At 59.4% G+C, this 19,444-nt stretch carries 14 protein-coding genes; 6 read left to right on the plus strand and 8 right to left on the minus strand.

Annotated elements, in window-relative coordinates; all coding sequences use genetic code 11:
• Positions 1-305: 305 nt before the first annotated feature.
• The gene (locus AU074_RS22310; RefSeq protein ID WP_076016545.1) at positions 306-2,483 is read right to left on the minus strand and encodes a hypothetical protein; all 2,178 of its coding nucleotides are present in this window, start codon (positions 2,481-2,483) and stop codon (positions 306-308) included.
• 206 nt (positions 2,484-2,689) lie between these two features.
• Positions 2,690-4,951, minus strand: a complete 2,262-nt coding sequence (locus AU074_RS22315; protein ID WP_076016546.1) for a bifunctional diguanylate cyclase/phosphodiesterase — start codon at positions 4,949-4,951, stop codon at positions 2,690-2,692.
• Positions 4,952-5,231: 280 nt separating this feature from the next.
• On the opposite strand from AU074_RS22315, the gene AU074_RS22320 reads away from it, so the two are divergent.
• On the plus strand, positions 5,232-6,578 hold the full coding sequence (locus AU074_RS22320) for an MFS transporter (RefSeq protein WP_076016547.1): 1,347 nt from the start codon (positions 5,232-5,234) through the stop codon (positions 6,576-6,578).
• Positions 6,579-6,763: 185 nt separating this feature from the next.
• Here the strand turns inward: AU074_RS22320 and rapA are convergent, their stop codons facing one another.
• Positions 6,764-9,610, minus strand: coding sequence for an RNA polymerase-associated protein RapA (rapA, locus tag AU074_RS22325; RefSeq protein WP_076016548.1), 2,847 nt, complete (start codon positions 9,608-9,610; stop codon positions 6,764-6,766).
• Positions 9,611-9,826: 216 nt separating this feature from the next.
• Between rapA and AU074_RS22330 the strand changes: the two genes are divergently transcribed.
• Positions 9,827-10,168, plus strand: a complete 342-nt coding sequence (locus AU074_RS22330; RefSeq protein ID WP_076016549.1) for an aspartate-semialdehyde dehydrogenase — start codon at positions 9,827-9,829, stop codon at positions 10,166-10,168.
• On the opposite strand, the gene AU074_RS22335 is transcribed toward AU074_RS22330, so the two are convergent.
• From AU074_RS22335 to AU074_RS22345, 3 genes are all read right to left on the minus strand, one after another.
• Entirely contained in the window at positions 10,165-11,361 is a 1,197-nt protein-coding gene (locus AU074_RS22335; RefSeq protein ID WP_371916647.1) for an aminotransferase class V-fold PLP-dependent enzyme, read from the minus strand. The two genes, AU074_RS22330 and AU074_RS22335, sit on opposite strands and share 4 nt — an antisense overlap.
• Positions 11,358-11,828, minus strand: a complete 471-nt coding sequence (locus tag AU074_RS22340; RefSeq protein ID WP_076016550.1) for a RidA family protein — start codon at positions 11,826-11,828, stop codon at positions 11,358-11,360. The genes AU074_RS22335 and AU074_RS22340 overlap by 4 nt, the downstream gene beginning before the upstream one ends.
• An 88-nt stretch (positions 11,829-11,916) precedes the next feature.
• Positions 11,917-12,789, minus strand: coding sequence for a LysR substrate-binding domain-containing protein (locus AU074_RS22345; protein WP_076016551.1), 873 nt, complete (start codon positions 12,787-12,789; stop codon positions 11,917-11,919).
• Between the two features lie 51 nt (positions 12,790-12,840).
• Between AU074_RS22345 and AU074_RS33615 the strand changes: the two genes are divergently transcribed.
• Together AU074_RS33615 and ccoM are read left to right on the plus strand one after the other, a co-directional pair.
• The gene (locus AU074_RS33615) at positions 12,841-13,083 is read left to right on the plus strand and encodes a hypothetical protein (RefSeq protein ID WP_143503642.1); all 243 of its coding nucleotides are present in this window, start codon (positions 12,841-12,843) and stop codon (positions 13,081-13,083) included.
• Positions 13,084-13,226: 143 nt separating this feature from the next.
• On the plus strand, positions 13,227-13,343 hold the full coding sequence (gene ccoM, locus AU074_RS34750; RefSeq protein ID WP_010176679.1) for a cytochrome c oxidase subunit CcoM: 117 nt from the start codon (positions 13,227-13,229) through the stop codon (positions 13,341-13,343).
• A gap of 971 nt (positions 13,344-14,314) precedes the next feature.
• Here ccoM and AU074_RS22355 read toward each other — a convergent pair.
• Both AU074_RS22355 and AU074_RS22360 read right to left on the minus strand, forming a co-directional pair.
• Positions 14,315-15,790 (minus strand): inorganic phosphate transporter, encoded by a 1,476-nt coding sequence (locus AU074_RS22355; protein ID WP_076016552.1) that lies wholly within the window; start codon positions 15,788-15,790, stop codon positions 14,315-14,317.
• 310 nt (positions 15,791-16,100) lie between these two features.
• A complete protein-coding gene (locus AU074_RS22360) occupies positions 16,101-16,301 on the minus strand; it encodes a hypothetical protein (protein WP_076016553.1) in 201 nt (66 codons plus the stop codon).
• Between the two features lie 618 nt (positions 16,302-16,919).
• Here AU074_RS22360 and pcaR point away from each other — a divergent pair.
• Together pcaR and AU074_RS22370 are read left to right on the plus strand one after the other, a co-directional pair.
• Positions 16,920-17,762 carry a pca regulon transcriptional regulator PcaR gene (gene pcaR, locus AU074_RS22365; protein ID WP_003219833.1) on the plus strand — a complete coding sequence of 281 codons (843 nt, stop codon included), beginning with the start codon at positions 16,920-16,922 and terminating at the stop codon, positions 17,760-17,762.
• Positions 17,763-17,910: 148 nt separating this feature from the next.
• Entirely contained in the window at positions 17,911-19,257 is a 1,347-nt protein-coding gene (locus tag AU074_RS22370) for an MFS transporter (RefSeq protein ID WP_076016554.1), read from the plus strand.
• Positions 19,258-19,444: the final 187 nt, after the last annotated feature.

Raw genomic sequence — 19,444 nt, forward strand, 5'->3', positions numbered from 1 at the left:
GATCTGCTTTTGATCTTGATCTTAGGCGCCCCGTTAAACCACGCTGGCCGAACGCAGGCTTTGGAGCGTGGGTAACCCGGCAGGACGCCGGGTTAGCCGCGCTGGGCCAAGGATGGCCCATCGCGGCGGCCCACGGTCCAAAGCCGGAGTGAGGGCACACCGAGCATTAGCGAGGTGCCGAGTGGTGGGGCAAGAGCGTTTTGCTTACTTTTGCGCTGTTCAAAAGTGAGCCGCTGTAAGAGCGGAACCCATATCAGCCCCAACCCAAATAACGGATATACACCCCACCTCAGCAACAAAAGCGCCTACGCAGTCTTCCCAGTATGGTTATTCAGCGAAATAACCTTGGTCTTCCCAATCCGGTGACGATAAATCTCACGCAGGTACTTGATCGCCTTCTTCACACAATCCCGCGACAGCCGAATATCGTTGATCGACACAAACTTGTCCTTGTCGTTGATCAACTCACGATACTTCTTCTCGTACATCGGCTTGATGGCATACCAGTTGGTATCCAGAATCTTCGCCGGGTTCTCAAACTCATTGAGCAGCTCATCAATCCGGTCTTCATCAAAATCCTCGTGGATGATGAAATCCAGAATCGAGTTATCCAGCGTGTCATCAAACCGATACGGATTCCTCGCAAAGCAGCGCTTGATAAACGCCACGATCAACGTCAAGAAGTCATCCGACAGGCACGGGCTTTTAGCGATCAAGGTCGTGAGCGACAAGTTGGCCGACGCCCCGATCACCAGTGCATACCGCTTGAGCGTGGTGTTGGGGAACAGACTGTTGAGGTGCGTCTTGAGCCGGTTCAGGTCCATATAGGACAGCTTGTAATCCTTGGGCAACGACACAATCGACACCACCGACGAGCAGTTCTTGAAGAAGTGCAAGTCATGCAGCGCCGCCGCGTCATACCCGGAATTCTTGTACTGCTCCAAGGAGGCCTTGTAGCGCTTGGACTCAATCGGCAACAGGCTGATGCCCTCGATCGCCTGGGTCACCTTGTTGAAGTGCGGCAGATCAATGGAACGGAAAAACAGGTCATCGATATTCAGCCGCTGCGGCTCTTTTTCGAACACCTTGAACTTGTCGCTCGAAGGCGCCGGCGTTTCCGGCACCACCGATTCGGCGTAGGCAATCGCCACCGGGCCCGCCAGGCTCATGAACAAGTCGTTGGCATCCAGGCGGATGGTCTCGCCGATGTCGATCCCGGCCCGACGGAAGTAGTTCTGGTCGTAGTCTGTCGTAACCGCCTGGGCCGTCAGAATGTTGAAGATCTGCTGCGAGATGTACTGGTTGGCGTGCTTTTCCATGGCATTGACATCAATGTTCTGGATATTGCCGTCATCGCTTTCTTCGGCATACCGCATGATGTCGTTGGAGATCAGCATCATCGCGTTCCACGGCCGGATACGGCCTTTTACGCTGGCCTCGCTGCTGTCTTCATTGTCGAAGTTGTACGAGAAATCCCATTCTTCCGAAAGGTATTTGCACAACAGTCGCCCGGCGTTGATGTGCAGCGCCTCGGACATTTCGCTGCGGTGATCGGAGATGTTCGGCAGCACACAAATGCCGCTGGTGAAGATCGGCTCGAACACAAAGGCGTGGCCGCTCTTGCTGTCATGCTCGTCGGCGGGCTTGGTGTCGAACGTCTTGTTCATGTACGAGTGCTGCTGGGCCAGGCCGAATTCCGAGGCCATGCCCGAGCCGGTACCGCCGCCGGCGCTGAAGATCGAGAAGTACAGGCGCGACTGGTTGGCCTTGATGCCGCAGGAGTCGATCAGGTACGAGTGGATCATCTTCCAGTCGGGGCTGGAAAAGCGCTGGGTGTCTTTGTTGAGGATGATCTTGGCCAGGTACTGGCCAAGGATCGGCGCGTTACCGGCGCCACCGGCATGGACTTCCGAGAGGTCCATGATTTTCATCTTGCTGTAGTCCCGCAGGAATCCGCTTTTCTCTCCCTTGCGCGAGAAACGGATGCGCCCGGCGATGTCCTTGTCCAAGTCGCCGAGCATCACCAGCGGCTCGACCAGGAACACCGGCTTGGTGCCTTTGTTCGAGCCCAGGCGCAGGTTGTTGCGAATCCACTGGGCTGGGCGGTAGCCCTTGTCGGTGGATTTGTCTTCGTTGCTGAATTCGTTGAGGTAGAACTTGCGGGCGTTGTACACCAGCTCCGCCACATCCAGGGCAATGTTCGAGCCGCAGCGGCCCAGGCCGATCAGGCACACCGAGGGGAATTCCTGCTCGTTGCGCAGTTCGCCGTCGACTTCCAGGTGCGGAGCGCGCGGGAACACCATGTCGCGCAGGCCGTCGAGGTTGTCGAGGATGCGGTCGGTGTTGGTTTCGGTGAAGTACAGGTACTGCTGGGTGGCCAGTGGGCGGGCGCTGCTCAATGACTTTGAACCTGAGGGTTTTTCCGCAGGGGCTGTCAGCAACACGTCGGATACCGCGGTGGCAGAGTTATTTTTAGAGGTCATTGTGCGCCATGTGCCTGGACGGATGGCTGAAAAAGTATCAAATAGCCATCATGGAATGAGAGATCGCGACTTTACAGTGCGTCCTGGTCCTGGGCGATAGGGTTTAACCCTAGGGTTTTAAGGGGAAATCCTGGCCGGACTCTGATGAATCGGCCGTTCGTCGGGGTTCTTGAGTGAAATGATGGCGATTTGCCAAATAAACGGCGTCAGCGAATTGGCCTGACGATGGACGCCGGGCCTGTGCGCTCTGAAGGCGGGTCTTTCGGCGTGGGTTCACCTCCCGTAAGACCCAGCAGGCTGAACATGTTGTGCTGATCAAGGCTATTGATCACCGCGCCGATATCACTCATCGGCACCGCAGCGCTGAGCAAGTAACCCTGAACGAAATCACAACCGTGTTTTTGCACCACTTCAAATTGTTGCAGGGTTTCCACACCTTCGGTCACCACCTGCAAATGCAGGGTGTGGGCCATGCCGATGATCGCCTGGACGATCTCGATGTCGGCGTTGGACTTGGGGATGTCCTGGATAAATGAACGATCGATTTTCAAGGTGTTCAGCGGCAGGCGCTTGAGGTAGGCGAGGGACGAATAGCCGGTGCCAAAGTCGTCGATGGACAGCGAGACGCCCAAGGCGCGGATTTGCCGCAGCAGTGCCAGGGTGCTGCTGATATTGCCCATCAGCGCGTTTTCGGTCACTTCCAGTTCGAGGCGGTTGGCGGCAATTCCGCCGAAGCGCAGGGCACTTTCGATTTCATCGGCCAACTCGTCACGGGTCAGGTTCAGGGCCGAGCAGTTCACGGCCATGATCAATTCCGTGTGGCCCTGTTCCGACAGCAGGCTCAGGTCGTGACAGGCTTGGCGCAATACCCAGTGATCGAGTTCGGCAATCAGCCCGTTGTTTTCGGCAATGCTGATGAACCGGTCCGGAGTCAGCAGGCCATGTTGCGGATGTTGCCAGCGCACCAGGGCTTCGAGGCGGGTGATCTTGCCTTTTTTCAGGTCAAGAATCGGTTGGTAAAACAGCACCAGTTCGTTCTTGCCGCGCAGCGCGGCGCGCAATTCTTCTTCCAGTTGCAGTTCCAGAAAGGCCCGGGTTTTCAGGTTGGAGCTAAAGAAGTTCAGGCTGTTACGCCCGGCATCCTTGGACTGATACAACGCCAGGTCGGCAGTTTTCAGCAGCTCTTCGCTGGTTTTGCCGTCTTCAGGGAAGAGGCTGATGCCGATGCTGGTGGTCATCACCATGCGCCGGCCGGCCAACTCTACGGGGTCTTTCATTTTTTGCATGATGCGCTGAGCCATGTGCCGCGCTTCATCGCGATGATGGATGCTGATCAGGATGCAGAACTCGTCACCGCCAAACCGTGCGACCACGTCGTCATGGCTGCGCACCGAGCTTTTGATATGGCCGGCCAGTACGGTCAGCAGTTCGTCACCGGCGTCATGGCCGAGGCTGTCGTTGATGCGCTTGAAGTGGTCGATATCCAGGAAGATCACCGCCAGCATGCCGTCGGTGGCGGTTTTCTCTGCGAGCTTCTCGGCGAAGATCTGGTTGAAACCACGGCGGTTGAGCAGGCTGGTCAAGGCGTCGTAATGCGCCACTTGCTGCAGGGAGGCGCGGGCCTGGTCGAGTTCGGTGAGCAGTGCGTTGACCCGGCGCAGGTCGGTTTCCTTGTGTTGCAGTTTTTTGTCTGCCAGGGCGGCGCTGATGCTGCTGCCGATCACCAGCAGGGCGATGACGGCGACCAGCAGGCCCAGTTGGATCGGGTTGTTGTCCACCGGCAACGCCGACGGCACCAAACCCTCGGGCAACAGCAGTTGCATGGCCGCCATGCCGGTGAAGTGCATGCTGATAATCCCGGCGCCGAGCACCAGGCTGGCCGCGTACTTGAGCAATTGATGGAACATGCCGGTGCCGTTGCGAAGGTACAGCGACAGCAGCAACGCGGCCAGGCTGGCGCCGATGGCAATCACCACTGAGGCCAGAAACAATCCGGTCCGAAAGTACACGCCTGCTTCGGATTGCATGGCCGACATGCCAACGTAGTGCATCAGTGCAATGCCCAGCCCCATCCATACCGACGCCAGCACATATTGGTGAAGACGCAGCTTTGGATGACTGAGGGTTTGCATGGCGAACAGCGAGGCAATCAGGGCGATCAGCAGTGAGGCAAACGTCATGATCAATTCGTAGTGAATTGCGATAGGCGCCTGGAAGGCCAGCATGCTGATGAAGTGGGTCGCCCAGATTCCGCCTGCCAGGCAGCCCGCGCCTACCCAGCGCCAGTGCCGTTGAGCCTTGGGGTTGTCGACATGGCCGACACGTTCGGCCATGTCCAGGGTGCCGAAGCCCGCCGCACACGCCACTACGTAAGCCAGTAGCACCAGAAAGGGGTTATGACTGCAATTGAGTAATAAGTGCCCGCTGTCCGGAAGGTCGGTAAAAAAATGCAAACCAAGCCATTCCATAGCATGTCCCGTCACAGAGTCTTTGTCTGACAATGCTTTGAGTATAGAGAGCCTGAGCGGGTTGCAAGGGCTGATGGCAAATTGCTTCTAATTATTTGGCGATGAGTTCATAAACAACTAGAACCAAATGAGTAGGGATGACAGCTCGGGTCGCCCGATGGAGTGACATCAGACTTACGAATCATTACAGACAATCATCACGGGGCTGACTAGATTGCAGGTTCCGGGCTCAGGATGCGTCTGGCATCGCGGCTCACATAACAATAAAAGAGACGGACCCATGCAGAACTCGACCCAAGCGGCGAATGCCTGGCGCATTCTGTTCCTGTTGTTCCTGGCCAACCTGTTCAACTTTTTCGACCGCACCATCCCCGCGATCATCATCGAACCGATCCGTATGGAGTGGCACCTCAGCGACTTCCAGCTCGGCATCATCGGTACTGCGTTTACCATTGTTTATGCGATTGCTGGCTTGCCCCTGGGGCGCATGGCCGATACTGGCTCGCGCAGTAAGCTCATGGGCTGGGGCCTGGCGGCGTGGAGCGGCCTGACGGCGGTCAATGGCTTGGTGGGCAGTTTCTGGACCTTTTTGCTGGTGCGCATGGGCATCGGCATTGGCGAGGCCAGTTACGCACCGGCGGCGAACTCGTTGATTGGCGACTTGTTTCCGGCCCACCGCCGGGCGCGGGCCATGGGCATCTTTATGTTGGGTCTGCCTTTGGGCCTGTTGCTGGCGTTCTTCACCATCGGTGCGATGGTCAAGGCGTTCGACAGCTGGCGCGCGCCGTTCTTTATTGCGGCGGTGCCGGGGCTGATCCTCGCGGTGTTCATGTTCTACATCAAGGAACCCAAGCGCGGCGCCGCCGAAACCGTGCAAGTCTCCCAAGAGAAAGTCGACCGCCCGATTCGCCGGGTTCTGGCGGTACCGACGTTCCTTTGGCTGGTGCTGGCAGGCTTGTGCTTCAACTTCGCCACCTACGCCTGCAACTCGTTCCTGGTGCCGATGCTGCAGCGCTATTTTCTGCTGCCGTTGCAGGATGCGGCGGTGGCGACCGGGGTGATTGTCGGGGTGACGGGGTTGTTTGGCCTGACGCTGGGCGGTTGGGTGGCGGACAAGATCCATCAGCGGGTGGCCAATGGGCGGCTGTTGTTCGCGGCCTGCAGCTTGATTATCTCCACCGTGACCACCGCCTGGGCGTTGCATGCCGGGCGGATCGAAATTGGTGTGTTTGTGGCGCTTTTCAGTGTCGGCTGGTTGTTTGCCTATAACTTCTATACCTGTGTTTATACGGCGATCCAGGACGTGGTGGAGCCGCGCTTGCGGGCGACGGCGATGGCGTTGTTCTTCGCCGGTTTGTATTTGCTGGGTGGTGGCATGGGGCCGATTGTGGTGGGCGGGTTGTCGGATCATTTTGCCCATTCGGCGATGTATGCGGCGGGGGCGGAGCAGATGACCGAGGCTTATAAAGCCATAGGCTTGCACGACGCCATGTACCTGATTCCGGTGGCGCTGTTTCTGACCATGCTCTTTCTGTTTCAGGCGTCCCGCAGTTTTGTGCGGGATGCCAAGCGGATGAAGGATGGGTTGGGGGTGGTGGAGGTGCCGGCTACGGCGGTTACTGCCTGAGACCGAGGTGACGCCTTCGCGAGCAAGCCCGCTCCCACATTAGACCGCATTCTCAAGATGGAACTCGGTCAAATGTGGGAGCGGGCTTGCTCGCGAAGAGGCCATCAATAACAACGATGTCTCAAGTGAATAAAAAAGGCCCGCATTGCGCGGGCCTCTTTGTTCAGCAGGGCAGGGCGGCGAGGTTAGCCTGCTACCAACACCCGAATCGCTTCCAGTCGCAGCGCAGCCTTGTCGAGCATGGCCAGGCCTTGCTCGCGCTGTTGGCGCAGGGCAACCAGTTCGCTGTCACGCACGGTCGGGTTGACCGCTTGCAACGCGGTCAGGCGCGCCAGTTCTTCGTCGGTGTCCGCCGCCAGGCGACGTTGAGCCTCGGCCACGCGCTCGGCGTGACGCGGGGCGATCTTCTCTTCACCGGCGTTGATCCGTGGCGTCAGCTGGTCGCGCTGGGCCTGGACGAACTTGTTGGCGCTGGCCCGTGGCACGCTTTCCAGCTGGTCGTTCAAGGTCAGGAACGAGACGCGGCCCGACAGGTCATTGCCGTTGGCGTCCAGCAGGCAGCGCAGCGCGGCCGGTGGCAGGTAGCGGCCCAGTTGCAGCGAGCGTGGGGCAACCACTTCGCTGACGTAGAGCAGTTCCAGCAACACGGTGCCCGGCTTGAGCGCCTTGTTCTTGATCAGCGCCACGGCGGTGTTGCCCATGGAACCGGACAGCACCAGGTCCATGCCGCCTTGCACCATCGGGTGTTCCCAGGTGATGAACTGCATGTCTTCGCGGGACAGTGCCTGGTTGCGATCGTAGGTGATGGTCACGCCTTCGTCGTCGCCCAGGGGGAAGCTGGCGTCGAGCATTTTTTCGCTGGGCTTGAGGATCAGGGCGTTTTCCGAATGGTCTTCGCTGTCGATGCCGAAGGCGTCGAACAGGGTTTCCATGTAGATCGGCAGGGTGAACTGGTCGTCTTGCTCAAGGATGTCTTCCACCAGCGCATCACCTTCGCCAGCGCCGCCGGAGTTGAGCTCCAGCAAACGGTCGCGGCCGGTGTGCAGCTCGGCTTCGAGGCGCTCGCGCTCGGCACGGGCTTCGTCGATCAGCGCTTGCCACTCGCCGTCGTCGGCATTTTCCAGCAGCGGCAGCAGGCGCGGGCCGAACTGGTGCTGCAAGGCGTTGCCGGTCGGGCAGGTGTTGAGGAACGCGTTCAGCGCTTCGTGGTACCACTGGAACAGGCGCTCTTGCGGGCTGGTTTCCAGGTACGGCACGTGCAGTTCGATCACATGCTTCTGGCCGATCCGGTCCAGACGGCCGATCCGCTGTTCCAGCAGGTCCGGGTGGGATGGCAGGTCGAACAGCACCAGGTGGTGGGAGAACTGGAAGTTGCGGCCTTCACTGCCGATTTCCGAGCAGATCAGCACTTGGGCGCCGAACTCTTCATCTGCAAAGTAAGCAGCGGCGCGGTCACGCTCGAGGATATTCATGCCCTCGTGGAACACCGTGGCCGGGATGCCGGAGCGCACGCGCAGGGCGTCTTCCAGGTCCATGGCGGTTTCGGCGTGGGCGCAGATCACCAGGACTTTGGTGCGCTTGAGCATTTTCAGCTGATCGATCAGCCACTCGACGCGCGGGTCGAAACGCCACCAGCGTTGTTCTTCATCCACATCCGGCTGCGACTGGAAGCTGACTTCCGGGTACAGCTCGGCATGTTCGCCCAGGGGCAATTCGAGGTATTCGTCCGGGCACGGCAGCGGGTAGGCGTGCAGCTTGCGCTCCGGGAAGCCTTGCACCGCAGCGCGGGTGTTGCGGAACAGCACGCGGCCGGTGCCGTGGCGGTCCAGCAGTTCGCGTACCAAACGGGCGCTGGCTTCGGCGTCGCCATCGTTGACGGCGGTCAGCAGGGCTTCGCCTTCGTTGCCGAGGAAACCCTGGATGGTCTTGTGGGCGGCCGGCGAGAGGCGGCCCTTGTCCAGCAGCTCCTGAACGGCTTCGGCCACCGGGCGATAGTTTTCGCTCTCGGCGCGGAAGGCGTGCAGGTCGTGGAAACGGTTCGGGTCCAGCAGGCGCAGGCGCGCGAAGTGGCTGTCCTGGCCCAGTTGCTCAGGGGTTGCGGTGAGCAGCAGCACGCCCGGAATCACTTCGGCCAGTTGCTCCACCAGCGTGTACTCGGGGCTGGCTTTTTCTTCGTGCCACACCAGGTGGTGAGCTTCGTCGACCACCAACAAATCCCAGCCGGCGGCGAACAGCGCGTCCTGGGCCTTCTCGTCGTCCACCAGCCATTCCAGGGCCACCAGCGCGAGCTGGGTGTCTTCGAACGGGTTGGCGGCATCGCTTTCGATAAAGCGTTCTTCGTCGAACAGCGCAACTTGCAGGTTGAAGCGGCGGCGCATTTCCACCAGCCACTGGTGCTGGAGGTTTTCCGGCACCAGGATCAGTACGCGGTTGGCGCGACCCGACAGCAATTGGCGATGAATCACCAGGCCGGCTTCGATGGTCTTGCCCAGCCCCACTTCGTCTGCCAGCAGAACCCGCGGCGCGATACGGTCCGCGACTTCACGGGCGATGTGCAGTTGGTGCGCGATCGGTTGCGCACGCACGCCGCCCAGGCCCCAGAGCGAGGACTGCAACTGGCGGCTGGTGTGTTCAAGGGTGTGGTAGCGCAGGGAGAACCAGGCCAGCGGGTCGATCTGGCCGGCGAACAGACGGTCGCTGGCCAAACGGAACTGGATGAAGTTCGAGAGTTGGGTTTCCGGCAGGGTGACCTGCTCGTTCTGCCCATTGAGGCCGTGGTAGACCAGCAGGCCGTCGACATCGTCGACTTCTTGCACGGTCATTTTCCAGCCTTCGAAATGGGTGATGGTGTCACCCGGCGAAAACCTCACGCGAGTGAGGGGCGCATTCCGTAGCGCATACTGGCGAGTGTCGCCAGTGGCCGGATAGAGCACGGTTAACAAGCGGCCGTCCTGTGCCAGAACGGTGCCTAACCCCAGCTCTGCTTCGCTGTCACTAATCCAGCGTTGCCCCGGTTGATACTGCTGCGCCATGCTGCCTGACTCCCGCCGTGAAAAAGCCGACTATTCTAACGGAACACGGCTTCCAGACCAAAAGGAATAGGTGCAGCTTCAAGCTTTAAGCTACAAGCGGCAAGAAAAAGGGCTGTATGTTCGTCGGATAGATGACGATTAGTTCACAAGTTGGCGGCTTGACGCTCAAGTCGTCACCCACGCAGCCGACAGTCTGCTGAACAGGAGACTATTAATATGCTGCCACCCATGCTGCCCCTGAGTGTTGTGCCGGTCACGTCGCAGCTTGACCCGGTGCGCCAGAAGCCGGATATCCCGCCCGTGGTGCCGGTTCAACCAGGCTCCAACGAAAGCACCATCGACCTGCAAAAGCGCGACCCCGAGGAAGCGGCACTGTTGCTGCGCGAGGAACAGCGACGCCAGCAGGAACAGCAAAAGCGCCGCCGCGAAGCCGATGAGGATCCGCAGGAGCACCTGGCTGTTCCCGGTGACGAACTCAACGCCGACAACACCGTGCCGGTGGTGCCGCTGATTGAAGACGCGCCACGCCAAGGCTTGTGGGTGGACGTCGAGGTTTAATCCTGCAGTTCGTGCAGGGCGGCGATCAGTTGCCCGATGTCTTGTGCCGTGTTGAGGTAGCTCACGGAGATTCGCGCCACGCTGTCCAGCTCGCGGGCTTGCATGTCCAGCGGCGTGTAGGGCACACCGTTGGCACCGATGTTGATTCGCTTGAGCCCCAGGCGGCGCTTGAGCTCGAAGGCGTCCCAGCCGGCCAGGTTGAAGGCGATCAGGCCGGACTGGTTTGCGGCAATACCCAAATCATGCAGGGTAATCCCCTCGATCCCGCGTAGTTCTTCGCGGATCGTGTCACTTAGAAGCCGAACCGTCCGGCGAATCCGCTCAACGCCCAGTCGATTGACCTCCAGCAACGCATTGCCCAGGCCTGCCAACAGCGCGAATGACACTTCGCTGGTTTCAAAGCGCCGGGCGTCGTTGCGCAAATCGAAACCCGCAGGGCTCCAGGGCGCAGAAAACACATCGCGTTGGGCCGGGTTCAAGCGCTCGAGAAAATCCGGCCGCACATACAGCAATGCGGTTCCCCGCGGGCCTCGCAGATGCTTGCGCCCGGCGCCCTTGAGCACATCGCAGTGCAGTGCTTGCACATCCACCGGCACCTGGCCGAGGGCTTGCCCGGCGTCGATGAAATAAGCAATGCCGTGACGCTTGGCCAACGCGCCGATGGCCTCGGCAGGGTTGATCAAGCCGCTGTTGGCGGGGAGCCAGGTCAGGTCGATCAAGCGCACCCGGGCGTCGAGCATGGCTTCCAGGCCGGCGACGGACACCGCGCCGGTTTCATCGCAAGGGATCACCTCTACGTGCGCACCCGCTTGCACGGCTGTCTGCATGCTGGCCAGGTTGCCGCCCCATTCGTGGCGGCCCACCAGAATACGGTCGCCCGGTTTCCACGGTCCCAGCGCCTGGAACGCCATGCTCCAGGCGGTCGAGCCGCTGCTGGCAAAGGCAATCGATGACACCGGCGCGTTGAGCAATTGCGCGGCGGCGCGACGGGCTTTTTCCGCCAATAGTGCACCGTGTTCGCCGGCCTCCATCGGCCCATCCCGGGCTTCGCGTTGCAACTGGTCAATGATTGCGTCGAGCGTCCCCTGGCTCGGCAGGGAGGCCCCGGCGTGGTTGAAGTGGACGATGCCGGACTGGCAGCCCGGCGTTTCGTCCCGCAGTTCCCGGACTTGCGTCAGGGACAGCGCGGTCACGGCTGCAGCTCGAAAATCGCATCGATCTCCACTGCCACACCGCCCGGCAAACTGGCGACGCCCACGGCAGTACGGGCGTGCCGGCCTTTGTCACCCAGGGCGTTGACCAGCAGGTTCGAGGCGCCATTGGCCACTGCGCCCTGGCGCTGGAAGTCGCCGCTGCTGGCGATAAACACGCCCAAGCGGATGATGCGCACCAGCCGCGACAGGTCATCGCCCAGGGCATCGCTCAATTGTGCGAGCAGGCCCAGCGCAGCGAGTTCGGCGGCTTTAGCGCCTTCGTCTTCGCTGATGGACTCGCCGAGACGACCGATGTAGGTGGGTTTGCCGTCCAGCAGCGGGATTTGGCCGGAGATGAATAGCTGGTTCTGGCTGATCACGAAATTGACGTAGTTGGCGATCGGCTGGCTGGGTGTCGGCAGGCTCAGACCGAGGGCTTTTACGCGTTGCGAGATGGAATGGCTCATGTTGAATCCTCTTGGGAAGAGTCTTCAGCATGGGCGGCGTGGTTTTGGTCGACAAACGGATAGATCTCACTCGACGTATCGAAATAACTCATGCGTCGGCACAGACTTCCCGTAGCCATTCACTGAAACAGGTGGCCGCTTGGCTGGTGTCGCCTTGCGGGGTGATCAGCCAGTAGCCGATCTCGCTGTGGTAGGGCGGCCAGTCGAAGGCTTCCACCAATGTGCCATCCTTCAACCTGCGCTCGATCAGGCGGTGGCGCCCCATGGCGATGCCCTGGCCGGCGACGGCGGCTTCCACCACGATGTTGTAGTCGTGCAACAGTGCCTTGGGGTAATGCTCCACATCCACCTGGTAATGCCGGGACCAGTCGGTCCACTCGAAAGGGCGGTGCGAGGTGGCCATCAACAGCGGGCCGTTCTCCAGTTGGCTGGCCTTGAATGCCGGGCTGCACACCGGTGACAGGGTTTCGCTCATCAGGCGCGTGGCCTGCACATCGGCCCAGTCACCCTTGCCGTAGCGAATCGCCAGGTCAACTTCGGCGGCGGCTACATCTGCCAGTTGAATCGCGGGCACCAACTCCACCTGAATGTGCGGGTAGCGGCTGAGAAACCCGGCCAGGCGCGGCGCCAGCCACAAGGTGGCGAACGAGGCGAGCAGGCCGACGCGCAGCACGGTGGTGGCGGGCGGGGTTTGTTGCTGGCGGGTAGCGGCGGCGATGACGTCGAGGGCGGGGCGGATTTGGTCGTAGTAGTGTTGGCCGTCTTCAGTCAGATCGATGGCGCGGGTGCGTCGGATAAATAGCGGTTTGCCCAGATGCTGTTCGAGCTTCTGCACTTGATGGCTGAGGGCGCTTTGGGTCACCGACAGCTCGGCGGCGGCCTTGATAAAGCTCAGATGCCGGGCCACGGCCTCAAAGGCGCGCAGGGCCAGGAGTGGGGGAAGGTCCTTGTGCAGTGCCACGTCGAACGCTCTGTGTGAGGGTTTGGATCGGGGATTTTGCGGGCAAATGGGTTGGATGACACCGATTTTGTTTACGCGGGATTGGCGCAGGACGCATTATTGGGGCATCCAAGCCATTACGTAAGCCAAGCCATGAGTGACGATGACAAACTGATAGACCTGAATGCCGAACGGGCCAAACGTGTTCATGACCTGAATGACAAACGACTGAATGAAGTGCGCCAGGCGTTTGAGCAGGCGATGCCGTTGGGTAAGCCTAAGAAAAAGCCGAAAAACAAACCGAAAAAGCGTTGATATAGCCTGCATCGTTTGATGCAGGTCAGTTATTTCCCTTCTTTACGCTCCGTTGCGGGCGACATTGATCCTCGTCAATTTCTTCTTTCGTCTTCTTGGTTAACTTAGCCCTATCGCAACAGGGCAAGTGCAGGAGGCCGGTCATGTTTTTCGATAATGTGGTATTTGCCGGAGTGCTGACGGTTGGCCTCATGGTGATGTTCTTTGTAGGGTTTGGAATTTTTATCTGGAAAGACGCTAATAAGCGTAAGAAGCCTTAGGTCTTTTCGGGATACATGAGCACGCAAGGCATTTTGGGCGACTTCGGTCGCCTTTTTTTTGTTTTCGATTTAGTGGGGGTTGAGTACATATCCGTTATTTAGGTAACGGCCGCCTATGGTTCCGCTCTTACAGCGGGTCACTTTTGGCAAACGCCCCAAAAGTAACCAAAAGGTCTTTGCCCCACCACTCGGTGCCTCGCCCAGGCTCGGCATGCCCGCACTCCTGCCCGGTTCCGCGGGCCGCCGCGACGGGCCATCCATGGCCCGGCGCGGCTAAATCGGCATCCCTGCCGATTTACCCGCTCCACCGTGCCTACTTGCGGCCATCGTGGTTGACGGGGCCCGCAGATCAAGATCAAAAGCAGAGCACAGCGGCCTACAGGCCGGCTTGAGCGTTAAAAGCCAGATCAAAAGCCAGAGCGAAAGCAGAGCTGCTTTTCTGTGGGAGCGGGCTTGCTCGCGAAAAACCTGAGGGCGCCGCGTTCATCCAGAATGCCAGCGTCATCGTTAACGACCTTCGCGAGCAAGCCCGCTCCCACATTTGGACCGTGCCCGCTTCTGGTTTTGCTGTTGCTGTTGCTTCACCACACTCAAGCCGGCCGGTAGGCCGCTGTGCTCTTGATCTGCTTGTGATCTTGATCTTAGGCGCCCCGTTAAACCACGCTGGCCGAACGCAGGCTTTGGAGCGTGGGTAACCCGGCAGGACGCCGGGTTAGCCGCGCTGGGCCAAGGATGGCCCATCGCGGCGGCCCACGCTCCAAAGCCGGAGTGAGGGCACACCGAGCCCAAGCGAGGTGCCGAGTGGTGGGGCAAGAGCGTTTTGCTTACTTTTGCGCTTTTCAAAAGTGAGCCGCTGTAAGAGCGGAACCCATATCAGTCATCACCCAAATAACGGATATTCACCCAAACCCCAGCCATAAAAAAAGGCGCAACCCTCACAGGTCGCACCTTCTTCACAAGCCAAAGATCTGTCAGCTACCCAAAGCCTTGGAAGCCAACCAGAACAACCCAGCCGAAAGGCCCACAGTTGCCGGCAGCGTCAACACCCAAGCCATCAAAATGGTCTTAACGGTGCCGCCTTGCAGCCCACTCTTGTTAGCCACCATGGTCCCGGCCACACCCGAAGACAACACATGGGTCGTGGATACCGGCAGGCTAAAGATGTTAGCCAAACCAATCATGCTGGCCGTGGTGATCTGCGCCGACATGCCTTGGGCATACGTCATCCCTTGCTTGCCGATCTTCTCACCAATGGTCAACACCACACGCTTCCAGCCCACCATGGTGCCCAGGCCCAAGGCCAGCGCCACGGCCAGGATCACCCAGAACGGTGCATATTCGGTTGTAGCCGTCAGGTCCTTGCGCAACTTGTCCAGGTCCGACTTCTCACGCGCTTCCAGGCCAGGCAACTTGCCTACCTTCTTCGCGGTGTCATCCAGGCACAACAGATAACGACGCACTTCAATCCGGTGCTCGGCAGTCAACGAATGGTAGTCAGAGACACCTTTCAATGTACCCAGCAGGGCGTTGATAGTCGGTTCAGTCTGCTGCGGATTGCACTGGAACTTGCCCGGCAAATCGTCTTTCACACTCTTGCCCAGAGCGAGGAACTCACCGAGGGTTTCGTGATTACGCTGGTAGAACTGATTCAAGTGCAGCGTGGCGTCGCGGGTACGCTCGATCTGGTAAGTGGTGCTGCCCAGGTCCAGTACAAACTGCGCCGGCACGATACCGATCAATACCAGCATGATCAGGCCGATACCTTTCTGACCATCGTTGGAACCGTGCACAAAGCTCACGGCCATTGCCGAAATCACCAGTACCAGGCGATTCCAGAACGGCGGGTGCTTCTTGTCGTCGAGTTTGCGGCGCTGGTCCGGTGTCTTGTGCATCTTCGACAGCGGGCGCCACCATTTCAGGCCGAGCAGCACCAGGGCTGCCACCGCGAAACCAGCCATCGGCGAAAACACCAGCGAGGCGCCGATATCGATCGCTTTCTGCCAGTTCACGCCGTCAGCCAGCGGAATGTCGTTGATCAGGGCGTTGGCCAGGCCAACACCGAGGATCGAACCGATCAGGGTGTGGGAGCTGGACGCCGGGATCCCGAAATACCAGGTGCCGAGGTTCCAGGTGATCGCCGCGGCCAATAATGAGAAGACCATGGCCAGACCGTGGCCGGTGTTCACATTGATCAGCAGCTCCACCGGCAGCAAGTGCACGATGGCATATGCAACACCGACACCACCGAGCAACACGCCGAGGAAGTTGAACACCCCGGAGAAGAACACGGCCAGATGCGGAGGCATGGCTTTGGTATAGATGACTGTGGCAACCGCGTTAGCGGTGTCATGAAAGCCATTGATGAACTCGAAGGCGAGGACAAAGGCCAGGGCGAGCAACAGGCTCACTAGAACCCAAGCATCCAGTCCGCTGAATAAATCGATCATGAAGGTTTTCTGACCCGGTCGTAAGGGGGCGCGATTATGCCAGAAAACATCGGTAATCAATGCACTAGCTGCTCATCGGTAACATTCTTCAACGAAAAAAAATCAGGGGGTGGGGCGCATCCCGGCGTTTTCGGGGCTTCGGCAAGTGTTTGATTTATAACGAAGATAGCGAAAATTGGCGGGTTAAACCGCCAGAAGGGAACTTCTGAAACAATTGTATGAAATTTCGGTAAGACGCCAGGAGGGAGCTTCTCCCTGCCAGTGCGGTGCTGGCAGAGAGATGGCACCGTGGATGCTCAACCCGAATCGCTTATGGCTCTCCGGCTTTGAGGTCCTGTTCAATCTTATGGATTTCCTGGGCAAAGGCCTGGTCTAGCAGACTGGCTCGTTTGCGCCAGGGCTTGCGTTCAGGTTCTGGCTGGGCGGCGTAGGTGGTGACTTCCCCGCCGTAAACATCCTTGTAACGTTGTTCCTGGCGCTCAAGTTCCGCGCGCAGTTCGTCTTTCGTCACATTGTTACCTAATTGAGTTGAGTTTAATTCCAGTGAAGCGCGATGCAGGGAAGGATCAATCACTTCCTTATTGCATGCGGCCACGGCACCGGAAGAAGAACAGCTGTCGTAGCAACAGTTTCTATTTACAATCGCAAGCCATTGGCAGCATCTTGCATGAGTGTCAGGTACTTGCGGCGGGGCCTGCGCAAAGGCGATGCGTAGCCCGGTCAGGCTCGGATCGGCGTTTTGAAACGGAGCCGGCCTCGCACAGGATGCATTATAGCCATGCGTTTGAGTAACACTATCACCATCAAGTTAAAAATCGTCAACTTTGTGTGAGGGTTTTGTTACTCAAGCACGTCAGGTAATTGCTCAACTATTGACGTCATAAATTGTGCCGTGTTCTACAGGCGGTAAATAAACCTTAAGTTCTCTCGTACATCAGAAGATTCTGAAAGTCGATTGAGAGGTGGACCAACCTGGGCCGACCGCCGGCGGGCGGTGACTAATTGCGATAATCGAATGACCGTCCGATAATCGCCCAATCTTGCCCGCCTTGCCTTGTGTATCGATTACACGGCGGCTTGTAATAGCGCTCACCCCCGCAGCGGTTAAAAATAAGAGAAAGGACCCCAAATGAACGATCAATTGCGCAACTCCTTCGCGTCAGTGGCGCCGCCGATCGTTGCGTCACCCGCCAAGCGCATCCAGGCGTTTACCGGTGATCCGGACTTCATGACCTCTCTGGCCCGTGGCCTGGCCGTGGTGCAGGCGTTCCAGGAACGCAAGCGCCACCTGACCATCGCCCAGATAAGTCACCGCACGGAAATTCCCCGCGCTGCCGTACGCCGTTGCCTGCATACCCTGATCAAACTCGGCTACGCCACCACCGACGGGCGTACCTATTCACTGCTGCCCAAGGTGCTGACCCTCGGCCACGCCTATCTGTCGTCCACGCCCCTGGCGGTTTCCGCCCAGCCGTACCTGGACCGCATGAGCGAGCAACTCCACGAAGCCTGCAACATGGCGACCCTGGAAGGCGATGACATCCTCTACATCGCCCGTTCCGCCACCACCCAGCGCCTGATTTCCGTCGACCTTTCCGTGGGCGGCCGCTTGCCGGCCTATTGCACCTCCATGGGCCGTATCCTGCTGGCCGCGCTGGATGACGCTTCACTGCAGGACTATCTCGACCACGCCGACCTGCAAACCAAGACCAGCCGCACCCTCACCACTCCGCAAGCCTTGCTCGAATGCTTGCAGGAAGTGCGGCAACAAGGTTGGTGCATTGTCGACCAGGAACTGGAACAGGGCCTGCGTTCCATCGCCGTGCCGGTATACGACGCCTCGGGCCAGGTACTCGCCGCGCTGAACGTCAGCACCCATGCCGGGCGGGTTAGCCGCAGTGAGCTGGAGCAGCGTTTCCTGCCGAGCATGCTCAGCGCCAGCCAGGAGCTGAGTGCCCAGCTGTTTGCGTAAGCTGTTCGGTGACCGCACAGATCCCGGCTGGATGAATTGACGGTGTTTCCCAAGGCTTATTAATGTGCGGCAGCGCTTCAAGGCGCCGCCCCAATAATAATGACGACTCAAGGTCGTTCGCCCGCCCATCGGTGTGGAAATAAAAATAATGAATCAGCCTTCACCTGCTGTCGGTACTTGCCTGGACGTTCAGTCCTTCATCAACGCCCAGCCGCTGTCGCGGTATCAGTGGCGGGTGGTGATCCTGTGTTTTCTCATCGTCTTCCTCGACGGCCTCGACACCGCCGCCATGGGCTTTATCGCCCCTGCGCTGTCCCAGGACTGGGGCATCGACCGCGCCAGCCTCGGCCCGGTAATGAGTGCCGCGTTGATCGGCATGGTCTTTGGCGCCCTCGGCTCCGGTCCGCTCGCGGACCGCTTTGGACGCAAGGTGGTGCTGGTGGGAGCGGTATTGGTGTTTGGCGCCTTCAGCCTGGCATCGGCCTACAGCAGTAACGTCGATCAACTGCTGATCCTGCGTTTCCTCACCGGCCTGGGCCTGGGCGCCGGGATGCCGAATGCCACGACGCTGCTCTCCGAATACACCCCGGAACGTCATAAGTCGCTGCTGGTTACCAGCATGTTCTGCGGCTTCAACCTGGGCATGGCCGGTGGCGGGTTTATCTCGGCCAAGTTGATCCCGGCTTTTGGCTGGCACAGCCTGCTGATGATCGGCGGCATCTTGCCGTTGATCCTTGCGGTGGTGTTGTTGTTCTGGCTGCCGGAGTCGGCGCGTTACCTGGTGGTGCGCAATCGCGGCACCGACAAGGTCCGCAAGACCCTCGCGCCCATCGAACCCAGCATCGTCGCCCAGGCCGCAAGCTTCAGCGTGCCCGAGCAAAAAACCGTCAAGGCGCGCAACGTGTTCGCGGTGATCTTCTCTGGCACCTACAGCGCCGGCACCTTGCTGTTGTGGCTGACCTACTTCATGGGCCTGGTGATTGTTTACCTGCTGACCAGTTGGCTGCCGACCCTGATGCGCGACAGCGGCGCCAGCATGGAACAGGCCGCGTTTATCGGCGCGTTGTTCCAGTTTGGCGGCGTATTGAGTGCGGTCGGCGTGGGCTGGGCGATGGACCGGTTCAATCCTCACAAGGTCATCGGCGCCTTCTACTTGCTGGCCGGGGTGTTTGCCTACGCGGTGGGACAGAGCCTGGGCAATATCACGCTCCTGGCGACCCTGGTGCTGATCGCCGGCATGTGTGTCAACGGTGCGCAATCGGCGATGCCGTCGCTGGCCGCACGCTTCTACCCGACCCAAGGCCGTGCCACCGGTGTGTCGTGGATGCTCGGCATCGGCCGTTTTGGTGCGATCCTCGGTGCATGGATGGGCGCAACCCTGCTGGGTCTGGGCTGGAACTTCGAACAGGTGCTGACAGCCCTGGTGATTCCGGCGGCATTGGCCACCACGGCGGTGGTGATCAAGGGCATGGTCAGCCACGCGGACGCTACCTGAAGCGATTTTTTGCAGGAGCGAGCTTGCTCGCGAAAGTCTCTAGCGATGACGTTGGCATTCTGAACGAACGCGGCGTCTTCAAGTTTTTCGCGAGCAAGCTCGCTCCTACAGGGAAAGATAGCTTGCAAACAATTCGTTCGATAATCGAACGCTCAGTCGATTATCGGATTGTTTGGCGTCAACCCCC

This window comes from Pseudomonas sp. ATCC PTA-122608, assembly GCF_001952855.1.
Classification (GTDB): domain Bacteria; phylum Pseudomonadota; class Gammaproteobacteria; order Pseudomonadales; family Pseudomonadaceae; genus Aquipseudomonas.